This window comes from Streptomyces sp. NPDC003635 (assembly GCF_053587635.1).
In genome coordinates this window covers 88,657-109,703 of record NZ_JBSFOK010000006.1, presented here as the reverse complement: position 1 = coordinate 109,703, position 21,047 = coordinate 88,657, and the positions used below count along the sequence as shown (strand labels likewise).

Annotated in this window: 20 protein-coding genes and 2 tRNA genes; 16 read left to right on the top strand and 6 right to left on the bottom strand. The window is 71.9% G+C overall.

Annotated elements, in window-relative coordinates; genetic code table 11:
* Positions 1-9: 9 nt before the first annotated feature.
* The gene (locus ACWDRW_RS08245; protein WP_451721481.1) at positions 10-606 is read right to left on the bottom strand and encodes a histidine phosphatase family protein; all 597 of its coding nucleotides are present in this window, start codon (positions 604-606) and stop codon (positions 10-12) included.
* Positions 607-796: 190 nt separating this feature from the next.
* Between ACWDRW_RS08245 and ACWDRW_RS08240 the strand changes: the two genes are divergently transcribed.
* The 7 genes from ACWDRW_RS08240 (at position 797) to ACWDRW_RS08210 (ending at position 7,160) form a co-directional block, all read left to right on the top strand.
* Complete coding sequence (locus ACWDRW_RS08240; protein ID WP_451721480.1) at positions 797-1,837, top strand: phosphatase PAP2 family protein; 1,041 nt, start codon at positions 797-799, stop codon at positions 1,835-1,837.
* A complete protein-coding gene (locus ACWDRW_RS08235; RefSeq protein ID WP_451721479.1) occupies positions 1,788-2,999 on the top strand; it encodes a hypothetical protein in 1,212 nt (403 codons plus the stop codon). The genes ACWDRW_RS08240 and ACWDRW_RS08235 overlap by 50 nt, the downstream gene beginning before the upstream one ends.
* A complete protein-coding gene (locus ACWDRW_RS08230; protein WP_451721478.1) occupies positions 2,990-4,576 on the top strand; it encodes a hypothetical protein in 1,587 nt (528 codons plus the stop codon). The genes ACWDRW_RS08235 and ACWDRW_RS08230 overlap by 10 nt, the downstream gene beginning before the upstream one ends.
* Positions 4,573-5,910 carry an AAA domain-containing protein gene (locus ACWDRW_RS08225; RefSeq protein WP_451721477.1) on the top strand — a complete coding sequence of 446 codons (1,338 nt, stop codon included), beginning with the start codon at positions 4,573-4,575 and terminating at the stop codon, positions 5,908-5,910. Before ACWDRW_RS08230 ends, ACWDRW_RS08225 begins: the two co-directional genes overlap by 4 nt.
* 122 nt (positions 5,911-6,032) lie before the next feature.
* Positions 6,033-6,401 (top strand): hypothetical protein, encoded by a 369-nt coding sequence (locus tag ACWDRW_RS08220; RefSeq protein WP_451721476.1) that lies wholly within the window; start codon positions 6,033-6,035, stop codon positions 6,399-6,401.
* 125 nt (positions 6,402-6,526) lie between these two features.
* Positions 6,527-7,096 (top strand): bifunctional DNA primase/polymerase, encoded by a 570-nt coding sequence (locus ACWDRW_RS08215; RefSeq protein WP_451721475.1) that lies wholly within the window; start codon positions 6,527-6,529, stop codon positions 7,094-7,096.
* Positions 7,087-7,160, top strand: a tRNA-Lys gene (locus ACWDRW_RS08210). Before ACWDRW_RS08215 ends, ACWDRW_RS08210 begins: the two co-directional genes overlap by 10 nt.
* Positions 7,161-7,392: 232 nt before the next feature.
* Here the strand turns inward: ACWDRW_RS08210 and ACWDRW_RS08205 are convergent.
* Positions 7,393-8,739, bottom strand: coding sequence for a M6 family metalloprotease domain-containing protein (locus ACWDRW_RS08205; protein WP_451721474.1), 1,347 nt, complete (start codon positions 8,737-8,739; stop codon positions 7,393-7,395).
* A 355-nt stretch (positions 8,740-9,094) separates the two neighbouring features.
* Between ACWDRW_RS08205 and ACWDRW_RS08200 the strand changes: the two genes are divergently transcribed.
* Complete coding sequence (locus ACWDRW_RS08200) at positions 9,095-10,933, top strand: putative bifunctional diguanylate cyclase/phosphodiesterase (RefSeq protein WP_451721473.1); 1,839 nt, start codon at positions 9,095-9,097, stop codon at positions 10,931-10,933.
* On the opposite strand, the gene ACWDRW_RS08195 is transcribed toward ACWDRW_RS08200, so the two are convergent.
* From ACWDRW_RS08195 to ACWDRW_RS08185, 3 genes are all read right to left on the bottom strand, one after another.
* On the bottom strand, positions 10,909-12,000 hold the full coding sequence (locus tag ACWDRW_RS08195; protein WP_451721472.1) for an LLM class flavin-dependent oxidoreductase: 1,092 nt from the start codon (positions 11,998-12,000) through the stop codon (positions 10,909-10,911). The genes ACWDRW_RS08200 and ACWDRW_RS08195 overlap by 25 nt on opposite strands.
* Positions 12,001-12,085: 85 nt before the next feature.
* The gene (locus tag ACWDRW_RS08190) at positions 12,086-12,817 is read right to left on the bottom strand and encodes a maleate cis-trans isomerase family protein (protein ID WP_451721471.1); all 732 of its coding nucleotides are present in this window, start codon (positions 12,815-12,817) and stop codon (positions 12,086-12,088) included.
* Positions 12,814-13,611, bottom strand: a complete 798-nt coding sequence (locus tag ACWDRW_RS08185) for a maleate cis-trans isomerase family protein (RefSeq protein ID WP_451721470.1) — start codon at positions 13,609-13,611, stop codon at positions 12,814-12,816. Before ACWDRW_RS08185 ends, ACWDRW_RS08190 begins: the two co-directional genes overlap by 4 nt.
* A gap of 140 nt (positions 13,612-13,751) precedes the next feature.
* On the opposite strand from ACWDRW_RS08185, the gene ACWDRW_RS08180 reads away from it, so the two are divergent.
* Together ACWDRW_RS08180 and ACWDRW_RS08175 are read left to right on the top strand one after the other, a co-directional pair.
* Positions 13,752-14,699 (top strand): D-2-hydroxyacid dehydrogenase, encoded by a 948-nt coding sequence (locus ACWDRW_RS08180; RefSeq protein WP_451721469.1) that lies wholly within the window; start codon positions 13,752-13,754, stop codon positions 14,697-14,699.
* 22 nt (positions 14,700-14,721) lie between these two features.
* Positions 14,722-16,104 (top strand): amidase, encoded by a 1,383-nt coding sequence (locus ACWDRW_RS08175; RefSeq protein WP_451721468.1) that lies wholly within the window; start codon positions 14,722-14,724, stop codon positions 16,102-16,104.
* Here the strand turns inward: ACWDRW_RS08175 and ACWDRW_RS08170 are convergent.
* On the bottom strand, positions 16,085-16,579 hold the full coding sequence (locus tag ACWDRW_RS08170; protein WP_451721467.1) for a DUF3830 family protein: 495 nt from the start codon (positions 16,577-16,579) through the stop codon (positions 16,085-16,087). The two genes, ACWDRW_RS08175 and ACWDRW_RS08170, sit on opposite strands and share 20 nt — an antisense overlap.
* A 75-nt stretch (positions 16,580-16,654) precedes the next feature.
* On the opposite strand from ACWDRW_RS08170, the gene ehuB reads away from it, so the two are divergent.
* From ehuB to ACWDRW_RS08140, 6 genes are all read left to right on the top strand, one after another.
* Entirely contained in the window at positions 16,655-17,560 is a 906-nt protein-coding gene (gene ehuB, locus ACWDRW_RS08165) for an ectoine/hydroxyectoine ABC transporter substrate-binding protein EhuB (RefSeq protein WP_451721607.1), read from the top strand.
* The gene (gene ehuC, locus ACWDRW_RS08160) at positions 17,557-18,267 is read left to right on the top strand and encodes an ectoine/hydroxyectoine ABC transporter permease subunit EhuC (RefSeq protein WP_451721466.1); all 711 of its coding nucleotides are present in this window, start codon (positions 17,557-17,559) and stop codon (positions 18,265-18,267) included. The genes ehuB and ehuC overlap by 4 nt, the downstream gene beginning before the upstream one ends.
* Entirely contained in the window at positions 18,264-18,914 is a 651-nt protein-coding gene (gene ehuD, locus ACWDRW_RS08155) for an ectoine/hydroxyectoine ABC transporter permease subunit EhuD (protein WP_451721465.1), read from the top strand. The genes ehuC and ehuD overlap by 4 nt, the downstream gene beginning before the upstream one ends.
* A 19-nt stretch (positions 18,915-18,933) precedes the next feature.
* Complete coding sequence (ehuA, locus tag ACWDRW_RS08150) at positions 18,934-19,695, top strand: ectoine/hydroxyectoine ABC transporter ATP-binding protein EhuA (RefSeq protein ID WP_451721606.1); 762 nt, start codon at positions 18,934-18,936, stop codon at positions 19,693-19,695.
* 165 nt (positions 19,696-19,860) lie between these two features.
* Positions 19,861-20,619: an IclR family transcriptional regulator gene (locus ACWDRW_RS08145; protein WP_451721464.1), complete on the top strand. Its 759-nt coding sequence runs from the start codon at positions 19,861-19,863 to the stop codon at positions 20,617-20,619.
* A 163-nt stretch (positions 20,620-20,782) separates the two neighbouring features.
* Positions 20,783-20,856 (top strand) — tRNA-Lys (locus ACWDRW_RS08140).
* Positions 20,857-21,047: the final 191 nt, after the last annotated feature.

The following is a 21,047-nucleotide window of genomic DNA, read 5'->3' as shown; positions in this document are numbered from 1 at the left end:
GCTCAAGGCTCAGCCCGCGAGGTGCCCCACGTCGTTCCAGCTCTCCAGCGCCGGCTCCCCGTACGCCCAGCCCAGGACGGACAGTGACGTCGGGTTGAGGCGTATCCGGGCGGCGAAGTCGAGCTCCAGGCCGAGCCAGCGCGCGGCTATGGAGCGCAGGATGTGCCCGTGGGCGAAGACCAGGACGTCACGGTCCGCCGAGCGGGCCCACGACACCACCTCGTCCGCCCGCGCGGTGACCTCCGCCAGGGTCTCCCCGGAGGGCACCCCGTCCCGCCAGATCAGCCAGCCGGGGCGCACGGCCTGGATCTGAGCCGGGGTCATGCCCTCGTAGGCGCCGTAGTCCCACTCCATCAGCGTGTCCCAGACGGTGGCCCGCTCCCCGAACCCGGCCAGCTCGCACGTCTCACGCGCGCGTGCCAGCGGGCTGGTCCGCACCTCCACGCCGGGCAGCCCGTCCAGCGGCGCCCGGTGCAGCCGTTCCCCGAGCAGCTTGGCGCCCCGCCGGCCCTCCTCCAGCAACGGCACATCGGTCCGGCCGGTGTGCTTGCCGGACAGCGACCACTCGGTCTGTCCGTGCCGGGCCAGCAGAATGCGCGGTGCCATGGGGTCTACGGCCTTTCCAGGAATATGCGAGGCGGAACCCGTCCATCATCCCCCACCCTGTGAAGGGGCAACCCGGCGGGCGATCTCTGCGTCTATCAGGGCCGGGGGCGCCTGACGGGGGCGTGCACAGAGAACGTAAAGTGTCGGGTCCGGGCAACCGGCGCCACGACGAGAAGGGGGAGGCGATCGGATGCCGCATGCCGAGACACCAGGCATGACGGCGGCACCACGACTCCGGCTTCGCTGGTGGACCGAGCTGCCGCTGATCCTTCTGGTCTACGCCTGCTACTCGGCCGGCCGGCTGCTGGCCCGCGGTGATGTCGCCTCCGCCGTCGACCACGGCCTGGCGATCCTGCGCATCGAGAAGCTGCTGTTCCTCAACGCAGAGCACCCGCTGAACCGTCTCTTCACGCGCGAACCCTGGCTGGGTGTCCCGGCCGACTTCTGGTACGCCTCGCTGCACTACCTGATCACCCCGGTGATCCTGGTCTGGATCTTCCGGTCCCGCGCCGTGCACTACCGCGTGGCGCGGACGTGGCTGATGACGTCCACCTTCATCGGCCTGATCGGCTTCACCCTGCTGCCGACCTGCCCGCCCCGGCTGCTGTCCCCGACGCACGGCTTCGTGGACACGATGGCGCAGTACAGCACCTACGGCTGGTGGGGCGGTGACGCCAGCGCCCCCAAGGGCCTCGGCGGTCTGACCAACCAGTACGCGGCGATGCCGAGCCTGCACTGCGGCTGGGCGCTGTGGTGCGGGGTCATGCTGTGGCGCTACGGCGGCAATCGCCTCACCAAGGTCGCCGGGGTCGTCTACCCGCTGGTGACCGTGATCGTGGTCATGGGCACCGCCAACCACTACTTCCTCGACGCGGTGGCGGGCGCCGCCGTGATGGTCGCGGGACTGCTGCTGACGCCGTACGTGCTGCGCACCGCCGACCGGGTCCGGGTCCGCTTCGAGGGCCGCGGCAGCCTCGTCGCGGCGCGCTCGGCGAAGGCCGCGGCCGACGCGGCGAAGGTCGCCGCCGTCTCGCCGAAGGCTTCCACGGGTTCGGGGGCGGTCGCCACCGAGGCCTCTCCCACCGCAGAGGCCTCGATTGTCAGTGGCGGATGCCAGACTTCCGCGGGTGAGCGATTTCCACGGCAGCGCGAGTCACGGTTCGAGCCCGGAGCCGAGCCGGGTGCCTCCTCCACGGACGCGGGGGACGGCGCTCCGGCAACGGCTCGCTGAGCTGCGCGGTCCCGAGGTCCCGGCCAAGGCGCTGGACGCGCGCGCCCTGGCCGCCCTCGCCGCCAACCCCGGGTGCAGACGGCGCGCGATCCTCGACGGCGCCGGGGTGAACAAGACGGCACTGGCGAGCGCGCTCGGCGCGCCCTCGGCCTTCGGGCAGTCACAGTTCGCCCTGACCCGGGGCAACGCCTTCGAGGCCAAGGTCAAGGCGGACGGCGGCGCCGAACTGCTGCGCCTGGTGCACGAGAAGCTGGACCGCTCCGCCGAACCGCCCACCCACGCGCGGGTGCCCGATCTCACCGCGACCGGCCCCGAGGGCCGCACGGCCCGTACGGCCCTGGCGCTGCGCGAGGCGGCCGAGGCGAAGGGCTCCTGGACGCTGCTGGACCACCCGATGCTGGCGCTCGACGTGGCGGGCTCACCCGCCTTCCTGGAGCCGGACGCGGTGGTGGTGCACCCCGACGGCAGCTGGACGGTCGTGGAGATCAAGTCCTTCCCGATGCTGGACGGCTCCGCGGACCCGTCGAAGGTGGGCGCGGCGGCCCGGCAGGCAGCGGTGTACGTACTGGCTCTGGAGCAGGTGGCCGCACGGCTGGCGACGGAACCGGAAGGCCCCGCGACGGCCGGGAAAGAGGAAGCGGGCGGGAAAGAGGAAGAGGAGCCGAACGGGCCCGCGTCCGCCCCGCGCGTGCGGCACCGGATCCTGCTCGTCTGCCCCAAGGACTTCTCCAACCTGCCCACCGCCTCCGCCGTGGACATCCGCAAGCAGCGTGCGGTGACCTCGCGTCAGCTGGCCCGGCTGACCCGGATCGAGGAGATCGCCGCCGCCCTCCCCGAGGGCACCTGCTTCGACCCCGAGCTGCCCGGCGACGAGCTGACGGCCGCCGTGGAATCGGTCCCGGCGACGTACGCGCCCGAGTGCCTGTCCGCCTGCGAACTGGCCTTCCACTGCCGCGACCGCTCCCGCGCGGCCGGCGCCGTCACCTCACTCGGCCGTTCCGTCCGCGCCGAACTGGGCGGTCTCACCACGGTCGAGGACGTCCTCGCGGCGGCCCGCGGCACGGCCGGCGACCCGGCCGACCCGGCGGTGGCGGCCCTGCGCAGAGCGGCGAGCCTGAGGGCCGAGGCCCTCGGCGCCCGGGAGGCGGTCCCGTGTCCCTGATCACCGCCCTCGCCCGCCTCGAGGCGGTCAGCACCGGCCGCGCCCAGCCCTCGGCCACCGTCCGCCACCGGCACCTGTCCGAGCGCCCCCTGGTCTTCGTCCCGCTCACCACCGCCGGTGAGGCGGGCGCCCCGCTCGGCGCCCTGATCGGCACGGACCGGGACGCGCCCCGGCTGCTCGTCGTACCGCAGCCGCGGGACCGCGATCTGAGGTTCGCGTTCCTGACGGACCTGGCCGATGTCGTCCTGCCGCACATCGAGACGTACACCGAGGCGGTCGAGGCCGCCGAGCGCACCGAGACCGACCCGGAGACCGGCAAGCGGGTCAAGGTCGAGGTCGACCTGTGCGCGGACGCGCCCCAACTCCTCGTCCCGAGCCGCGCGGGCCTGGACTTCGTCCGCCTCCTCGGCCGCTCCATGCGCTTCAGGCGTACGGCGGAGCAGGACCCGGAGACCCCCTATCCGGCGCCGCCCCGGGTGCCGTTGCTCGGCCGGTGGCTCACGCACTACGGCGAGCGGTCCCGGGTGCCGGGGTCCTCGCTGCTGCTGGCCATGACCGACGTCCTGGCCCGGCACTGGGCGACCGGACAGTCCACCCTGGAGGACCAGCACCTGGGTGCGCTGCTCTCCTGGATCGACCCCCCGCAGGACACGACCGGCTCCGAGGCCGCCCTGCGCGCGGAGCTGGCGCGCGACGAGCGCGGCCAGTTGCTGTGCCCGCCCGCCGGCCCCGCCACAGACCCGGCGTTCGACAACAAGCTGCTGGCCCCCGCCATCGAACGCTACGACCGGGCCCGTACCGCGCTGGCCGCCGCCGAGGACGGTCTGCAGGCCGACGCCCGGCTGGGCGCGCTGACCGCTGCCGAGCGGGAGATCCGCGCGCTGGTGGAGAGCCAGGTCCGGCCCACCTGGGACGCGGTCTGGCAGGGCCTCGACCGGTTGCGGGAACTGCCCCCGGGCGCGCATGTCGAGGAGCGGTGGACGCGTGACCGCTGGTCGTTCACCGCCCACCGCGACCGGATCACGGCGGGCGAACCCCCGCAGCCGCGCCGCGACGACGCGGTGACGGCCGCGAACAAGCTCGCCTCGCGCGAGCGCGAACAGGCCCGTCTGGAGGCCCAGGAGGCGCTCGACGACCCGCTGGTGATGGCCGGGCGGCGGCTGGCCGGTGAGGCCTTCGTGGGTGAGGTCACCGATGTCCTCATGGCGTACAGCGAGGGCAAGCGGCCCAGCCCGCGCCCGCTGGTCACCGTGCGCACCGACGACCGGCCGCGGCTCGGCGAGCGGGTCAAGGTGTACCGCTCGCTGGGCGGGAAGCCGCAGTCGGCGGAGTTCGTGGAGGGCGACGGCGAGCTGCTGGTCCTGCGGGTGCTCGACAAGATGGGCCGGGGCAAGGAGCCCGAGGAGGGGTCCGTGCCGCAGAAGGGCGACCGGGTGTGCTTCACGCTGTTCGAACATGAGCAGCGGGGCGGGGCGAAGCTGCCGGACCCGGAGCAGACACCGTGGACGCACGGCGGGCCGCCCGGCGAGGCCGTGGCCGAGCCCGCCGACCGGCTCACCCAGGAGGACGTGCTGTGACCGCCGTGTTCGACCCGGGCCTGGCTGCCGCGCGGGCCACCGACGCGATCCTCGCGGACACCCTGCACGGCACGCACCGCGGGGTGGTCGTGGACTCCCCGCCGGGCGCCGGGAAGTCCACGCTGGTGGTGCGGGCGGCCCTGGAACTGGCCGAGGCGGGCCACCCGCTGATGGTGGTGGCGCAGACCAACGCCCAGGTCGACGACCTGGTACTGCGGCTCGCCGAGAAGAGCCCCGGGCTGCCGGTGGGCCGACTGCACAGCAGTGACGCCGATCCGTACGACAAGGCGCTGGACGACCTGCCGAACGTGCGCAAGTCCGCGAAGGCGGCGGAGCTGACCGGGCTGCCGGTCACGATCTCCACGGCCGCGAAGTGGGCGCATGTGAAGGTCGACGAGCCGTGGCGGCACGCGATCGTGGACGAGGCGTACCAGATGCGCTCGGACTCCCTGCTGGCCGTGGCCGGGCTGTTCGAACGGGCGCTGTTCGTGGGCGACCCGGGCCAGCTGGACCCGTTCTCGATCGTGGGCGGCGAACAGTGGGCGGGCCTGTCGTACGACCCCTCGTCCTCGGCCGTGACCACCTTGCTCGCGCACAATCCCGAGCTGCCCCAGCACCGGCTGCCGGTGTCCTGGCGGCTGCCCGCGTCCGCGGCGCAGCTGGTATCGGACGCCTTCTACCCGTACACGCCCTTCCGCAGCGGCACCGGCCACGACGACCGCCGCCTCGCCTTCGCGGTCCCCTCCGACGGCTCCGGGCCCGACAAGGTGATCGACGAGGCGGCCGCGTCCGGCTGGGGCCTGCTGGAGCTTCCCGCGCGGCACACCCCGCGCACGGACCCGGAGGCCGTCCGGGCGGTCGCGACGGTCGTACGCCGGCTGCTCGACCGGGGTGGCGCGGCCACGTCGGAGCGCTCGCCGGATCCGGCGCCGCTGACCGCCGACCGGATCGCCGTCGGCACCGCCCACCGTGACCAGGCGGCGGCGGTCCGTTCGGCCCTGGCGGAGCTGGGAGTGACCGAGGTCACCGTGGACACGGCGAACCGGCTCCAGGGCCGCGAGTACGACGTCACGGTGGTCCTCCACCCGCTCTCCGGCCGCCCCGACGCCACGGCCTTCCATCTGGAGACGGGCCGCCTGTGCGTCCTCGCCTCCCGCCACCGGCACGCCTGCATCGTGATCTGCCGCGCCGGAGTGACCGAGCTCCTGGACGACTATCCGTCGACGGAACCGGTCCAGCTGGGCACGGTGGTGAAGTTCCCGGACGGCTGGGAGGCCAACCACGCGGTGCTGGCACGGCTGGCGGAACACCGGGTGGTGTGGCGGCCCGCCTGAGAGCGCCCGTGTGAGCCACGGCCCATGTGACCTGGGGGTCGAGGCCCTCTTGCGCGGGCGCGGGACAATGGACGGTGGCCCGCTTCACGGGGGCCATCAGCGACGTACGAGGAGGAGAAGACATGGCGGAGCCCACGCCGCGTCGGAACGAACCGCGGCTACGCCCCGCGCCCCTGCTCTTCGAGCCCACGCAGGCGGCAGGCGACCCGGAGCACTTCTTCGACCTGGAGTCGATCGAGGACCCCCGGGCGCTGTTGACGCGGGCGACGGAGCTGACGCTCGCGTTCCGCGCGGCGGCCGACCGTGCCGTGGAGTTCCAGGCCATCGCGGCGGCCCAGCTGGCCGATCCGCGCCGCTTCGACCGGCTGACGCCCGCGGACATCGCCGAGCGCGCCGAGTGGACCGAGGACTACGCCAAGAAGATGGTCGAGTTCGGCAGAGACCTGATGCGGGGGGCGGTCGAGGGCCGGGAGCACGTCGACCCCGTGTAGTCCGGTTGGGCGGGCATATGCCAGACGGGCAAGATCCGGGCAAGATACTCCCTCCCGCACCCTCCTGTCCCGATTTCCGGCAACCCTCTGGAACGGAACGCTCACGCCGGGTAAGTCTGGATGCCATGAGCAGTTATCTCGATGTCTCCGGCGTCACCCCGGACGGAGCCGACTGGCTGGCCTCGGCAGGAACGTATCCGCGCACCCTCCAGGCCTTGTGGGAGGAGCGGCCCGACGCCCCCGTCGTACTGCCCTGCGGCTCGGTCTTCGACGTCGTCAGCACCCCCGCCGTGTTCGGGCGCCGGATGCTCGACCGGCTCTGGGACGACGGCCCGGGGTCGGGGCCGGTGGCGGTGTACCGAGGCCGGATGCTGCTGTTCGCCGCCCCGGGCACGGCCCAGCGCCTGCCCTCGCTGCTGGGGTGGGAGGAGTACGGTCGCACCGGGGACATCCCGCCCCTGCTGTGCCACGGCAACGGCGACGCGGTGACCGTCCCGGCCCCCGCCGGCACCCCCGCGCCCACCCCCTCCGGCTCCCGCTGGTTAGTGGCGCCGGACACCCGCCACCCCTGGCTGCCGGGCCCCGAGATCCTGCTCTGGGCGGCCGTACGGGCGGCCCGCGCGGCCGTGCGGATATCGATTTTTCCTCCCGCCGACCAGGATGCTAAGGTCTACGACGTCAGCAGGCGCCGCTAGCTCAGTTGGTTAGAGCAGCTGACTCTTAATCAGCGGGTCCGGGGTTCGAGTCCCTGGCGGCGCACCGACACGAAGGCCTCCCGCACACGCGGGAGGCCTTCGCTCTTGCGGCACGATTCCCGCGACCCGACAGACGCGGCTGGGGGCCTGGGGGTTACCCCCCAGAAGATGCAGCATCAGCGGGTCCGGGGTTCGAGTCCCTGGCGGCGCACCGACACGAAGGCCTCCCGCACACGCGGGGGCTCCGCGTACGCCCACGCCAGCCGCCCCGTCGCGAGCCGCGCCGCCCCCGCCGGCTACCGCGTAGCGATCCGTACCGTCCACGCTCCTGCCGGAGTCCTGCCCTCCACCTCCACCCGGACGTTTTCGCCCGGCACCGTGAAGCTCTCGCCGAGGGATACCGGGGCGTCCGCCAGGGGTGGGTAGACCGAGTCCTCCCAGCAGGCCTCGGTGTGGGGATGGGCGTCGATGACCTCGACCGGGCCCCGGCCGGACTCGGCGTCGCTGCTGACGCGGTAGACCAGGACCCCGTCCCGGCAGGCCGCCGAGTCGTTGCCGATACGGCCGCGCGCCTCGAAGGCGAGCGCGCTGCCGTGGCCGGTGCGCACCACCGCGAGCTTCGTGCCGCCGCCGAGCCCGAACGCGGGCGCCCCCGCCGCGCCGGTCGTCGCGACGCCGGGCCCCGCCCCGAGCGGCTCCAGGGTCAGCCGGGTGCCGCCCGGATCGCGGACGCAGGTCACCTGCCGGGGTTCCAGCCAGCCGAGCTTCCACTTGTGCCAGCCGAACAGGTCCGGCGCGAGACCGAACTGGCTGCCCATCAGGTCCCAGTCGCCGACGTAGGTGTCCCAGTCGCCCACGCCGTCCACCGGACGGTGGTAGAGGTCCGGCAGGTCGAAGACATGGCCCGTCTCATGGGCCAGCACGAGCCGGTCCGGCGGATGCTGTTCGAACACCGTCACGACCCGCCGGATCTCGGTGCCGTCGGCGCTCAGCGGGGTGTCCAGATTGACGACCTTGGTGGCGTCGGAGTCCACCCCAGGGGCGTCCGGATCGGCGACGAAGTACACGACGTCGTAGCGGGAGAAGTCCACCCGGCTGTCGGCGGCGGCGAGGGCGTCGCGCAGATAGGCGCCCCGGTAGGCCGGGTCCCAGTCGCGCTGTATGGCGTACGCAGTCGACGGCTGCGGCATCCGGATCCAGTCCCGCAGCGGATGCGGGCGCAGGGTGAACCTGCCGTAGGACGAACGCTCGAAGAAGCGGGTGGTGGCCGGGAAGTGGTCGGCCGTCAGCTCGGCGGGACTGGTCAGCGGGACCGAGTCGGGGAAGGACAGGAACACCATCACGGCGTCCAGCGAGCGGTCCGGGCGCGGATAGGCGGCGTTCCAGGTGTCCACGCCCTCCGAGTGGTGGGCGTCGGTGCGTCGCAGCGCGCACGGCTCGGACGAGAACGGCTCGGCGACCGAGGGCGCGGAGACCAGGGACGTCGCGGCGAGCGCGGACATCGTGGTGAAGAAGGCGGCGGTGGTGCGCAGTCGGGGCCAGGCGCGCAGCCGGTCCCCCAGTCCCCGGATCGTCGCACGGGTGAGTTCCCTGAGCGGGAGCTGACGCGGCACGTGGACCTCCGGGAGCGGTTCGCGGGACACCGCTCCCAGCCTGTGGGTGTTTGTCGTACTACGCCCTGTTTATCTGCACCGGACGAGTGAGGGGCGCACGATCCGACACCCCCGAACCGCTCACGGACCGTCACATGTGGTCGAAGGGCTGCTGAACCCGGCCAGCTGCGGGCAGAAACGAATTGTCAGATCTGCGGGCGACTCCGGGACACTGGACAGCGGCTGCACGGTCCCGGAAGCAGCCTCTATGATCGGCACACTTTCCTGACCCTTTCCTGTACTGTCCTGATCCCTTTCCTGCACGGACCCGGCCCGGCGGCCGCCAGGTCGGTCGGCCATTCCGACGAGACTTATCCGAAGATCGAGTGCACTGCGGGAGCGAGCGGTGAGCGGAACGTCCGAAGGGCCGGCGCCCGCGACAGATCTCATCGGGCCGGCTGTCACAGAGAGTAATGAAGGGTCGTCTCCTCGTACCGGGCCGTCCTGCGCACCCTTCCAGGGCGCGTTCGAAGCGGCCCCCCTGGCGATGGCCGTCGTCGACCGCGAGGGCTTGGTCACCGGCGCCAACCCGGCCCTCGGTGAACTGCTGGGCAGCAGCCCGCGGGCACTGGAAGGGGCGGTCGCCGCCGATCTGGTGGACCTGACCTCCGACGCCCGCACCTGGCACGCGTACCGCGAGGTGCTGCGCGGCCGGCAGGCCCGGCTGCGCTGCACCCGGCGGCTGAAGCACCCCGACGGGCACTGCCTGTGGGTGCAGGTCGCCATCGCGCCGCTGCCCGCCGAGGACCGCGGCGGAGTACTGCTGTCGGTCGCCGACATCAGCGCCCGCCGGGAACTCCAGGCCCAGCTGCGGCACTTGCAGAACCACGACCCGGTGACCCGGCTGCCCAACCGCACGCTGTTCTTCGAGCGGCTCTCGGCCGCGCTGGAGGCGGAGGCGTACGAGGAGGGCGGCACCGGCCGGATCGGGCTCTGCTACCTCGACCTCGACGGCTTCAAGGCGGTCAACGACACCCTCGGGCACCGAGTCGGCGACCGGCTGCTGGCGGCCGTGGCCGAACGGCTCACCCGGTGCGCGGACGAGGCGGGCTGCGCCCGGGCGAGCACCCCGCTGGTGGCGCGGCTCGGCGGGGACGAGTTCGCCCTGCTGGTGGAGGACTCGACGGGCACCGAGCAACTCGCCGATCTCGCCGAGTCGGTGCTCAAGGCGCTGCAGGCGCCCTTCGACATCTCGGGCCGGCGGCTGTCGGTGTCGGCGTCCATCGGGGTGGTGGAGCGGCACGCGGCCGGGACCAGTCCCACCGCGCTGATGCAGGCCGCCGACACGACCCTGTACTGGGCGAAGGCCGACGGCAAGGACCGCTGGACGCTGTTCGACCCCGAGCGCAACGCCCACCGCATGACCCGCCAGGCCCTCGCCTCCACGCTCCGCCCGGCCATCGAGCGCGGGGAGTTCGTGCTGGAGTACCAGCCGCTGGTGTGCATGGAGGACGGGCGGCTGCGCGGAGTGGAGGCGCTGGTGCGCTGGAACCATCCGCAGTTCGGCCTGCTGACGCCGAATCGGTTCATCGGACTGGCCGAGGAGGACGGCTCGATCGTGCCGCTCGGCCGCTGGGTGCTCGCCACGGCCTGTACTCAGGCCCGCCGCTGGCAGCTCGCCCATCCGGACGAGCCGCCGCTCTTCGTCAGCGTCAACGTGGCGGTCCGCCAGGTCTGGGACTCCGACCTGGTCGCGGACGTGGCACAGACCCTCGCGGAGACCGGACTGGCCCCGCACCTGCTCCAGTTGGAGCTGACCGAGTCGGCGGTGATGGGCTCCGGCGGGCGCCCGCAGCAGGCGCTTCAGGCGCTCAGCGACATGGGCGTACGGATCGCGATCGACGACTTCGGCACCGGCTACTCGAACCTGGCCTACCTGAGCCGGCTGCCGGTGTCGGTACTGAAACTGGACGGCTCCTTCGTGAAGGGCTTCCAGTACGACGGTGAGGGCATCGCTCCGAACCCGGCGGACGAGGTCGTCGTGGAGGCGATGATCCAGCTGGCGCACCGGCTCGGCCTGACGGTGACCGCGGAGTGCGTGGAGACCGCCGCGCAGGCGGCCCGGCTGCGCCGGATCGGCTGCGACACCGGCCAGGGGTGGCTGTACTCCCGGCCGGTGACGCCGGATCGTATCTCCGAGCTGATGCGCTCGCCGGGCGTTCAGGCGGCGGTCGGCAACCCGTAGGCGTCCGCGATGAGTTCGTAGGAGCGCAGCCGCAGTTCGCCGCGGTGGGCGTGGGAGGTGAGCATCAACTCGTCGGCGCCGGTTCGCTTGTGGAGGTCGTCGAGTCCCTGACGGACCTCGTCGACGGTGCCGTGCACGATGTTGGCGCCCCAGGAGGCGATGAACTCCTCCTCCATCGCGCTGAACCGGTGCGCCTCCACCTCCTCGGGGCTCGGGAAGAGCCCGGGCCGCCCGGTGCGCAGCCGCACCATGTTCAGACCGGTGGCGCGGACCTGCCGCCGGGCCTCGCGCTCGTCGTCCGTGGCGAGGGCGGAGACACCGATGAGGGCGTAGGGGGCGTCCAGGACCTCGGAGGGCCGGAAGGACTCCCGGTAGAGGTCGAGCGCCGGGATGGTGTTCTGCGCCGAGAAGTGGTGCGCGAAGGCGAAGGGCAGGCCGAGGACACCGGCGAGCCGGGCGCTGAAGCCGGAGGAGCCGAGCAGCCAGATCGGGGGACGGTGCGGGCTCTGGACGCCGCCCGGCGAGGTGGCCTGGATCGGCCCGGGGACGGCGTGGATCCGGCGGTAGGGGTGCCCGTCGGGGAAGTCGTCGTCGAGGAACCGGGTCAGCTCGGCGAGCTGCTCGGGGAAGTCGTCGGCACCCTCGTTCAGTCGTTCGGTGCGCCGCAGGGCGGCGGCCGTGGCGCCGTCGGTGCCCGGCGCCCGGCCGAGCCCGAGGTCGACGCGCCCCGGGGCGAGCGCCTCCAGCGTGCCGAACTGTTCCGCGATGACCAGCGGGGCGTGGTTGGGCAGCATGACGCCGCCCGAGCCGAGGCGGATCCGCTCGGTGTGGGCGGCGAGGTGGGCGAGGATCACGGCCGGGGAGGACGAGGCCACGCCGGGCATGGAGTGGTGCTCGGCGACCCAGTACCGATGGAACCCGCGGGACTCCGTGAGGCGGGCGAGCTCGACGCCGGTGCGCAGCGCGTCACCGGCGGTGCTGCCCGCTCCGACGGTGACCAGGTCGAGCACGGACAGGGGGACGGGTGCGCTGCCGTGCACAGCGCCCCGGATCTCGTCTGCCGCCATCGGTGGGTGCCTCCTGAAGTACGCCGGATGGTCCTGCGGGGCGTAACAGGAGGGAGTCTCCGCTTTATTCCCGAGGATCCTCGCGTCACACCTGGACGATCGGCTCCCGGGTGAACAGGGACCCCAGCTCAGGGGCGTTCACCCTGCGGTCGGTCAGGCGCAGGGCCTCCCAGACGGTCACCTGGTTCGCCGTGAGGACCGGCTTGCCCAGCTCCTTCTCCAGCGTCGGGATCAGGGCCGCCGTGTGCAGGGCGGTGTCGGGCAGGAGGACCGCCTCCGCCGACTCCCCGTCGGCCTGCCGCGCCAGCGCCAGCACCTGGTCCTCGGTCCAGTCCCCCACCTCCCCCGCGGTGACGATCCCCGACCCCCGCACGGCGACCACCTCGGCGCCGCCCGCCCGCAGGAACCCGGCGAACAGGTCCGCCACGTCGTCCGGGTAGGTCGCGCCGACCGCCAGGCGCCGCACCCCCAGCTCCGCCGCCGCGTGCACGAAGGCGAAGGACGTCGAGGAGGCCGGCATGCCCGCCACTCGGGCCAGGGTGCGGACCTGCTCGTGGGCGCCCTCCCAGCCGTACACGAAGCTGCCGCTCGTGCACGCCCAGACCACCGCCTCCGCGCCCGTCAGACGCAGTTGCTCCACGCCCGCCGCCAGGCGCTCGGGGGCGCCCATCTCCCGGAGCGCGTCGACCCGGTGCGCGTCCTCGCCGATGTCCGTGTGCACCAGGTCCACCCGGATGTCGCTGCCCAGGAGCTGCTCGATGCGTGGATAGTCGTCCTCGGCGGAGTGGCCCGGGTAGAGGAATCCGAGTGCCGTCATGTCGAACCTTCCTGCTGCTGTTCCACGTCCGGGGGGATCACCGGGCGGCCGGCGCGGGCCGCCGGATCGATCAGGGCCTGGTACGGCCCTACGGCCCGGGTACCCAGTCGGCGCAGCGCAGCCCACATCGTGACCTGGTTGGCCGAGATCACCGGCATCCGCAGTTCCGCCTCCAGTTGCGGGATCACGTCGTACGTCGGCAGGTTCGTGCAGCTGATGAACAGACAGTCCGGCTCCGCCGTCCGTACGGCCTTGCGCGCCATCCCCACCACATCGCTGTACGGCACCTTCCATATGTGCCGCGTCAGCCCCATGAACGCACATCCCGTCACCCTGACGCCCGCCTCGGCCACGTACTCCTGGAGCGACCGGGTCACGGACACCGTGTACGGCGTCACCAGCGCCACCCGGCGCGCGCCGAGGTCGGCCAACGCCTCCAGCAGCGCACCGGAGGTGGTCACCGAGGGCACCGCGCCCGCCCTCGTCATCGCCGCGCACATCGCCCGCTCGCCCGCGATCCCGCCGACGAAGCTGCCCGAGGTGCAGGCGTAGGCCACCACCTCGGGGGCGATGGCGATCAGCGTGCGGACGCCCTCCGACAGCGTCTCGTGCTCGCTCACCAGCCGGGCCAGGTCCAGGCTCACCTCCACCGGCACGTACGGCGTGCGGGTCAGATGCAGGGAGACCTCGTCCGGAACCCAGCGCCACAGCTCGCGGTCCAGCGCGAAGTCGAAGGGCGCGACCACACCGACACCGCGCTGCGGCCGAGGTCCGCCGAGAAAGGAGACGTCCATGGCAGGCACCCGCCTCACCGAGAGGAACAGGGGAGCAACGCACCGTACGCACCGCCCGTGTTGACGAAGGTAGGTTCGGGTGCGAGCGTGGTCAATCCGCGCATGTCAGACGCCCGGCCACCGCGAGGAAACGGCTGTCGATGAACACCCCCACGCTGCTCGTCCTGGACGCCGAGCCCCTCCCCCGGCTCGGCCGGCTCACCGGGCGGGCCCGGATCGAGCACACGGACGAGGCGGGGCTCGCGCGGAAGCTGCCGTCCGCCGACGTGCTGCTCGTGTGGGACTTCACCTCGCACGCGGTCCGCCGCGCCTGGCCCGGGGGCGGGCCGCGGCCGCGCTGGGTGCACACGGCGAGCGCCGGTGTCGATCACCTGATGTGTCCCGAACTCGCCGCCTCCGACACCGTGGTCACCAACGCACGCGGAATCTTCGACGAGCCCATCGCCGAGTACGTGGCCGGTCTCGTCCTCGCCATGGCCAAGGATCTGCCCCGGACCCTGGAACTCCAGGGGCAGCGGACCTGGCTGCACCGCGAGTCGCGGCGGCTGGGCGGCACCCGCGCCTGTGTCGTCGGCTCCGGGCCGATCGGGCGGGCGATCGTCGCCAAGCTCAAGGCCCTCGGCGTCACCTCGGCCCTCGTCGGCCGGACGCCCCGGACCGGGATCCACGGGCCCGAGGACCTGGACCGGCTGATCGCCCGCGCCGACTGGGTGATCGCCGCCGCACCGCTCACCGAGCGGACCTACGGCATGTTCGACGCCCGCCGGTTCGGGGTGATGCAGCCCTCCGCGCGGTTCATCAACGTCGGGCGCGGCCAGCTCGTCGTCGAGGAGGCGCTGGTCGAGGCGCTGTCCAAGCGGTGGATCGCGGGCGCCGCGCTCGACGTCTTCGAGCACGAACCCCTGGGTCCCGACAGCCCGTTGTGGGCGCTGCCCGGTCTGATCGTCTCCCCCCACATGAGCGGGGACACCGTCGGCTGGCGCGACGAGCTCGGCGCCCAGTTCGTGGACCTGTACGCCCGCTGGGAGGCGGGCCGGACGCTGCCGAACGTCGTCGACAAGCAACGCGGGTACGTGCCAGGACGCTGAACTTCCCACCGCTGGAGGGCGTATGACCGACCTGACCGGACTGACCGCCGTACAACTCCTCGACGGGTATCGCACGGGCGCGTTCAGCCCGGTGGACGCCACGCGTGCCGCGCTGGAGCGGGCCGAGCTGATCCAGCCGGAGGTGAACGCCTTCGTGCGGATCACCGCGGAACAGGCGCTGGAGCGGGCGCGGGAGTCGGCCGAGCGGTGGCGGCGCGGGGAGCCGGGCGGGCTGCTGGACGGGGTCCCGGTCACCGTGAAGGACATCCTGCTCACGCGGGGCGCGCCCACCCTCAAGGGTTCCAGGACCATTGCGGAGAGGGGGACTTGGGAGGAGGACGCGCCCTCCGTGGCGCGGCTGCGGGCGCACGGCGCCGTCTTCCTCGGCAAGACCACGACGCCGGAGTTCGGCTGGAAGGGCGTCACCGACTCGCCGCTGACCGGTGTCACCCGGCATCCGCTCGACCCGACGCGCACGGCAGGCGGTTCCAGCGGGGGCGCCGCCGCGGCCGTGGCCCTCGGCGCGGGCCCGCTCGCGCTCGGCACCGACGGGGGCGGCAGCGTCCGCATCCCGGCGTCCTTCTGCGGGATCTTCGCGATGAAGCCGACGTACGGCCGGGTGCCGCTGTATCCGGCGAGCGCGTTCGGGACGCTGGCGCACGTCGGTCCGATGACGCGGGACGCGGCCGACGCGGCGTTGATGCTGGACGTGATCGGCGTCCCCGACTCCCGGGACTGGTCGGCCCTCGGCCCGGCGGCCGGCTCCTTCGCCGGCGCCCTCGCCCGCGAGGGCGGGGTGCGCGGGCTGCGGGTGGCGTACTCGCCCTCGCTCGGCGGACAGGTGGCGGTGCGCCCGGCGGTCGCGTCCGCCGTGCGGCGGGCGGTGGAGCGGCTCGCCGCGCTCGGGGCGTACGTCGAGGAGACCGACCCCGACGTCACCGACCCGGTGGACGCCTTCCACACCCTGTGGTTCAGCGGCGCCGCCCGGGTGACCCAGCAGCTCGGGCCGCTCCAGCGGGAGTTGCTCGACCCCGGGCTGCGCGAGATCTGCGCCCTCGGCGCCCGGTACAGCGCCCTGGACTACCTGGCCGCGGTGGACGTCCGCATGGAACTCGGCCGCCGGATGGGCCGCTTCCACGACTCCTACGACCTCTTGGTCACCCCCACCCTGCCGATCACGGCGTTCGAGGCGGGCGCCGAAGTGCCCAAGGGCTCCGGGCACCGCCGCTGGACGGGGTGGACGCCCTTCACGTACCCCTTCAACATGACCCAGCAGCCCGCCGCCACCGTGCCCGTCGGCACGGACGGGGACGGGCTGCCGGTGGGCCTGCAGTTCGTGGCAGCCCGGCACCGGGACGACCTGGTGCTGCGGGCGGCGCACGCCCTCATGTCCGACGGAAGCTGAGCGTCTCCCCCGCCGCGCCCGAGCGCCAGAGGTCGTTGCAGGCGTCCGCCATCTCGGCAAGGCCCTCGACCACCTGGCCCCAGACGATGCCCGGCACCCAGCCGACATCGCCGTTGAGCAGCAGGTTGTTGCGCTCGTAGAACAGGGCCAGGTCGACGAGCGTGGTGCCGGGGCGGACCTCGCGGTCGTAGCCGTAGGCCTTGGTGCCCAGTTCGGCGCCCGCGAAGGCGAAATAGCACAGATCGCCGGGAATGGGGGTGACGGTCGGGTTCTCCAGCGGCGGCTCGGTCTCGGCGAAGGGCGGGAACAGGGCGTAGATCTCGTTGCGGGCGTACTTGGCGTGGTAGACGTCGCCGCTCAGGGGGAGGGCGTCCCAGACGGCCGCGCAGGTGATCGGTGCGCGGTCGTCCAGCAGTTTCGCCGTGCAGTGGATGTCCCGCTTCAGGAGCGAGACCTCGATGAACCGATCAGTCATGCCCTCCACGGTGCCCTCATCCCGCCTCGCGATCCAGGGGGCATACATCGCATGGACTCGGGTAGCCGCGCCGCCATGGCTCCACCACGGGAACATGACGAACACATATCCGGAACCACACGCCGATCGCTGCTCGCGGGGGTGGCGGCGCTCGGCGCGCTGGGCGCGGCCGGCTGCTCACGGGTGGCCACCGCCTCCACCGAGAACGGCGGGGAGCTGCTGGACCGGCTGCGGGCCGCGGGCGTCGTGCGGCTGGGCATCGCGGGTGAGATCCCGTTCGGCTACATCGACAAGGACGGCGAGCTGACCGGCGAGGCGCCCGAGTTGGCGCGAGTGATCTTCAAACGGCTGGGTGTGGACCGCGTACAGCCGGTGCCGACCGAGTTCGGCTCGCTGATCCCCGGGCTCAACTCGCAGCAGTTCGACGTCGTGGCGGCCGGGATGTACGTCAACCCCGAGCGCTGTGAGCAGGTCATCTTCGCCGATCCCGACTATCAGATGCTCGACTCCTTCATCGTCCGCAAGGGCAACCCGAAGGGGCTGAACAACTATCAGGACGTCGTGGAGAAGAAGGCGAGGTTCGCGACCGGCACCGGGTACGCGGAGATCCAGTACGCGGTCGAGGCCGGGTACAAGGAGAGCGACATCCTCATCGTCCCCGACCAGGTCGCGGGACTGAACGCCGTCGAGGCCGGCCGGGTCGACGTCTTCGCGGGGACGGCGCTGACCACCCGCGAGGTGGTGAAGAAGTCCGGCAAGGCCGAGGCGACCGAACCGTTCAAGCCGCTGGTCGGGGGCAAACCGCACGTCGACGGCGGCGCGTTCGCGTTCCGGCCCACCGAGACCAGGCTGCGGGACGCCTTCAACGTGGAGCTGCGCAAGCTGAAGAAGAGCGGCGAACTGCTGCGCATCCTCAAGCCGTTCGGCTTCACCGAGGCGGAGATGACGGATCTGACCGCGAAGGAGCTCTGCGGCGGATGACCTCAGGACTGTGGGAACTGGTGCTCAAGGGAGTCTGGGTCACCCTCCAGCTCCTCGTGCTCAGCGCGCTGCTCGCCACGGCCGTGGCGTTCGTGGCCGGTATCGCCCGCACCCACCGGCTGTGGATCGTCCGCTTCCTCGCGGGCTTCTACACCGAGGTGTTCCGCGGGACCTCGGCGCTGGTGATGATCTTCTGGGTGTTCTTCGTGCTGCCGCCGGCCTTCGGCTGGCAGCTGGTGCCCCTGTGGGCGGGCACGCTCGCCCTCGGGCTCACCTACGGCGCCTACGGCTCGGAGATCGTGCGCGGCGCGTTGAACGCGGTCGATCCGGCACAGAAGGAGGGCGGCATCGCGCTCAGCTTCACGCCCTGGCAGCGGATGAAGCTGATCCTGCTGCCGCAGGCGGTGCCGGAGATGATCCCGCCCTTCTCCAACCTGCTGATCGAGCTGCTCAAGGGCACCGCACTGGTGTCGGTCATGGGCATGGGCGACCTCGCCTTCAGCGGCAACCTGGTACGGCTCGCGCTCCAGGAGAGCGCGGAGATCTACACGTACATCCTGCTCATCTACTTCGTGATCGCCTTCCTGCTGACCCGGCTGATGCGCGGGCTGGAGAAGAAGCTGAAGGCCGGGGTCGGGAAGCGGCCGGAGAAGAAAATCGTCGCGCCTGAGCCGGTGGGCACCGGCGTCGGAGGTGGTCTCGGATGACGTGGGACTGGGGAGCGGTCGCCGACTTCATGCCGCAGTTCTGGGACGGCCTGCTGGTCACCCTCCAGGCGCTGGCGCTCGGCTCGGTCATCGCCTTCGTACTGGGCCTGGTGTGGGCGCTGCTGATGCGGGTGCCCACCCGCTGGGTGACCTGGCCGGTCGGCGCGGTCACCGAGTTCGTGCGCAACACCCCGCTGCTGGTGCAGCTGTTCTTCCTCTTCTACGTGCTGCCCGAGTGGGGCGTCACCGCCTCCGCGCTGACCACCGGTGTCTTCGCCATCGGGCTGCACTACTCGACGTACACGATGCAGGTCTACCGGGCCGGCATCGAGGCGGTGCCGGTCGGCCAGTGGGAGGCCGCGACGGCGCTGAACCTGCCGCTCACCCGGACGTGGACGGCGGTGATCCTCCCGCAGGCCATCCGGCGGGTCGTGCCGGCGCTCGGCAACTACGTGATCGCGATGCTCAAGGACACGCCGATGCTGATGGCGATCACCGTGCTCGACATGCTCGGCGAGGCCCGGCTGTTCGCCCAGGAGCAGTTCCAGTTCACCGAGCCGCTGACGGTGATCGGCGTGGCCTTCATCGTCATTTCCTATCTGGCCTCCCTTCTTCTGCGAGCCCTGGAGCGACGCCTTGTCCACTGACATCCAGCACAGTCCCGACATGAACCCCGCCGACAAGCGGTCGAACGGCGAGCTCATCCGGCTCGAACAGGTCACCAAGCGGTTCGGCGACAACACCGTCCTCGACCACCTCGACTTCTCGGTCCAGGCCGGCAAGCACGTCACGCTGATCGGTCCGTCCGGCTCGGGCAAGACGACGATCCTGCGCCTGCTGATGACGCTGACCAAGCCCGACGAGGGCACGATCACCGTGGACGGGGAGCGGCTGTTCCCGGCACCGGAGAAGCAGGTCCGCGAGGTCCGCAAGAAGATCGGGATGGTGTTCCAGCAGTTCAACCTGTTCCCGAACATGACGGTCCTGCGGAACATCACCGAGGCCCCGGTCACGGTGCTCGGCATGTCCAAGGACGCGGCCGAGGAGCGGGCGCGGGAACTGCTGGAGCTGGTCGGGCTCACCGAGCACCTCGACAAGCACCCCGGCCAGCTCTCCGGCGGCCAGCAGCAGCGGGTGGCGATCGCGCGGGCGCTCGCGATGCGGCCGCAGGTGCTGCTGCTGGACGAGGTGACCTCGGCGCTGGACCCGGAGCTGGTCGCGGGAGTCCTCGATGTCCTCAGGGACATCGCGCGCTCCACCGACATCACGATGCTCTGTGTGACCCACGAGATGAATTTCGCCCGGGACATATCCGACCAAGTACTGATGTTCGACTCGGGCCGGGTCATCGAGGCGGGAGCCCCGGAGAAGATCTTCAGCGAGCCCGAACACGACCGGACCCGGGAGTTTCTCAGCGCGGTGCTGTGATCCCGACTCCCGAGGCATGGCCCTGTCATATGCCAGAGGGTTATCACCGCAGCTGAGGGCGTCGGAATCTTGTGAACAACCGCTCACTCCAGGCCTCTTGGCGGCTATCGTGGAGTCGATTGGCTGACTGGAATCCGGCCCCACAAGCTAGCGCAGGGGGACACCGTGGCGCTGAAGCACGAGCCGACCGCGCCGTACCACTCGGCCCAGGACGCCTTGCGCGTCCTGGAGACGGTGGCACGGCACACCACCGGAATCACCGACGCCGAACTCGCCCGGCACACCACCCTCAACCCGGAGCGCCTGACCAGCCTCCTGAGGATGCTGCGCCGTGAGGGTTACGTCGAGCAGGTCGCCGACGGCGCGTACGTCACCGGGAAGGCGCTGGCCCGGCTGGGCTCGGCGCACGACCGGGAGGCCGCGCTGCGCGAGAAACTCCAGCAGACCCTGGACCGGCTGCGCGACTCGGTCGGCGCGGCGGTGTACATCAGCCGGTACGTCGACGGTGAGGTGAAGGTCACACAGTACGCGGCCGGACCAAAGACTCCGGCGGTGAACGAGTGGGTGGACTTCCGGGTCTCCGCGCACGCCACGGCGGTCGGCAAGAGCCTGCTGACGCAGCTGGACCACAACGGCAGGCGGGACCACCTCTCCCGGCACAAGATGGCCCGCCTCACCTCGCGCACGATCACCAGCGACAAGCTGCTGCTCTCCCGTCTGGAGTCCCAGCCGCCGACGGTGCCCGTCCTGGACCTCCAGGAGTACGCCATCGGCACGGTGTGCGCGGCGGTGCCGATCACCGCGGGCTCTTCAGTGGGGTGCCTGGCCCTGTCCCTGCCGGTGGAACACGCCCACCGCCTCCGCCAGGCGGCGGACGCACTCAACCGGAATGCGGCGCCTGTTCTTCTGTCGCTGGCGATCTAGGTACGTCGCGTGTCGACCGCGGGCCGGCGGGGGCTGCTCGCGCAGTTCCCCGCGCCCCTGAGTCGGCACACCTGATCTTGGTCAAGAGCACCCCCCGGGACCAGGTAGTATTTTCTTTGTCGTCAGCCGCGAGACACCAAGTCAAGCAGCTGACGTGAGTCATGCGCCGCTAGCTCAGTTGGTTAGAGCAGCTGACTCTTAATCAGCGGGTCCGGGGTTCGAGTCCCTGGCGGCGCACAGCAAGTGAAGGCCCTTCGCAGCAGCGGGGGGCCTTTGCTCATGGGCGGGGCAACTCACGCCACGGCTGGGGGTCTGGGGGTCGGCCCCCAGAGGATGCAGCATCAGCGGGTCCGGGGTTCGAGTCCCTGGCGGCGCACAGCAAGTGAAGGCCCTTCGCAGCAGCGGGGGGCCTTTGCTCATGGGCGGGG

What these genes read in the sequence shown, in the direction of transcription:
- ACWDRW_RS08245 (WP_451721481.1), bottom strand. Translation starts at nt 606, where the DNA reads ATGGCACCGCGCATTCTGCTGGCCCGGCACGGACAGACCGAGTGGTCG.
- ACWDRW_RS08240 (WP_451721480.1), top strand. Translation starts at nt 797, where the DNA reads ATGCCGCATGCCGAGACACCAGGCATGACGGCGGCACCACGACTCCGG.
- ACWDRW_RS08220 (WP_451721476.1), top strand. Translation starts at nt 6,033, where the DNA reads ATGGCGGAGCCCACGCCGCGTCGGAACGAACCGCGGCTACGCCCCGCG.
- ACWDRW_RS08215 (WP_451721475.1), top strand. Translation starts at nt 6,527, where the DNA reads ATGAGCAGTTATCTCGATGTCTCCGGCGTCACCCCGGACGGAGCCGAC.
- ACWDRW_RS08195 (WP_451721472.1), bottom strand. Translation starts at nt 12,000, where the DNA reads ATGGCGGCAGACGAGATCCGGGGCGCTGTGCACGGCAGCGCACCCGTC.
- ACWDRW_RS08190 (WP_451721471.1), bottom strand. Translation starts at nt 12,817, where the DNA reads ATGACGGCACTCGGATTCCTCTACCCGGGCCACTCCGCCGAGGACGAC.
- ACWDRW_RS08185 (WP_451721470.1), bottom strand. Translation starts at nt 13,611, where the DNA reads ATGGACGTCTCCTTTCTCGGCGGACCTCGGCCGCAGCGCGGTGTCGGT.
- ACWDRW_RS08180 (WP_451721469.1), top strand. Translation starts at nt 13,752, where the DNA reads ATGAACACCCCCACGCTGCTCGTCCTGGACGCCGAGCCCCTCCCCCGG.
- ACWDRW_RS08175 (WP_451721468.1), top strand. Translation starts at nt 14,722, where the DNA reads ATGACCGACCTGACCGGACTGACCGCCGTACAACTCCTCGACGGGTAT.
- ACWDRW_RS08170 (WP_451721467.1), bottom strand. Translation starts at nt 16,579, where the DNA reads ATGACTGATCGGTTCATCGAGGTCTCGCTCCTGAAGCGGGACATCCAC.
- ehuB (WP_451721607.1), top strand. Translation starts at nt 16,655, where the DNA reads ATGGCTCCACCACGGGAACATGACGAACACATATCCGGAACCACACGC.
- ehuC (WP_451721466.1), top strand. Translation starts at nt 17,557, where the DNA reads ATGACCTCAGGACTGTGGGAACTGGTGCTCAAGGGAGTCTGGGTCACC.
- ehuD (WP_451721465.1), top strand. Translation starts at nt 18,264, where the DNA reads ATGACGTGGGACTGGGGAGCGGTCGCCGACTTCATGCCGCAGTTCTGG.
- ehuA (WP_451721606.1), top strand. Translation starts at nt 18,934, where the DNA reads ATGAACCCCGCCGACAAGCGGTCGAACGGCGAGCTCATCCGGCTCGAA.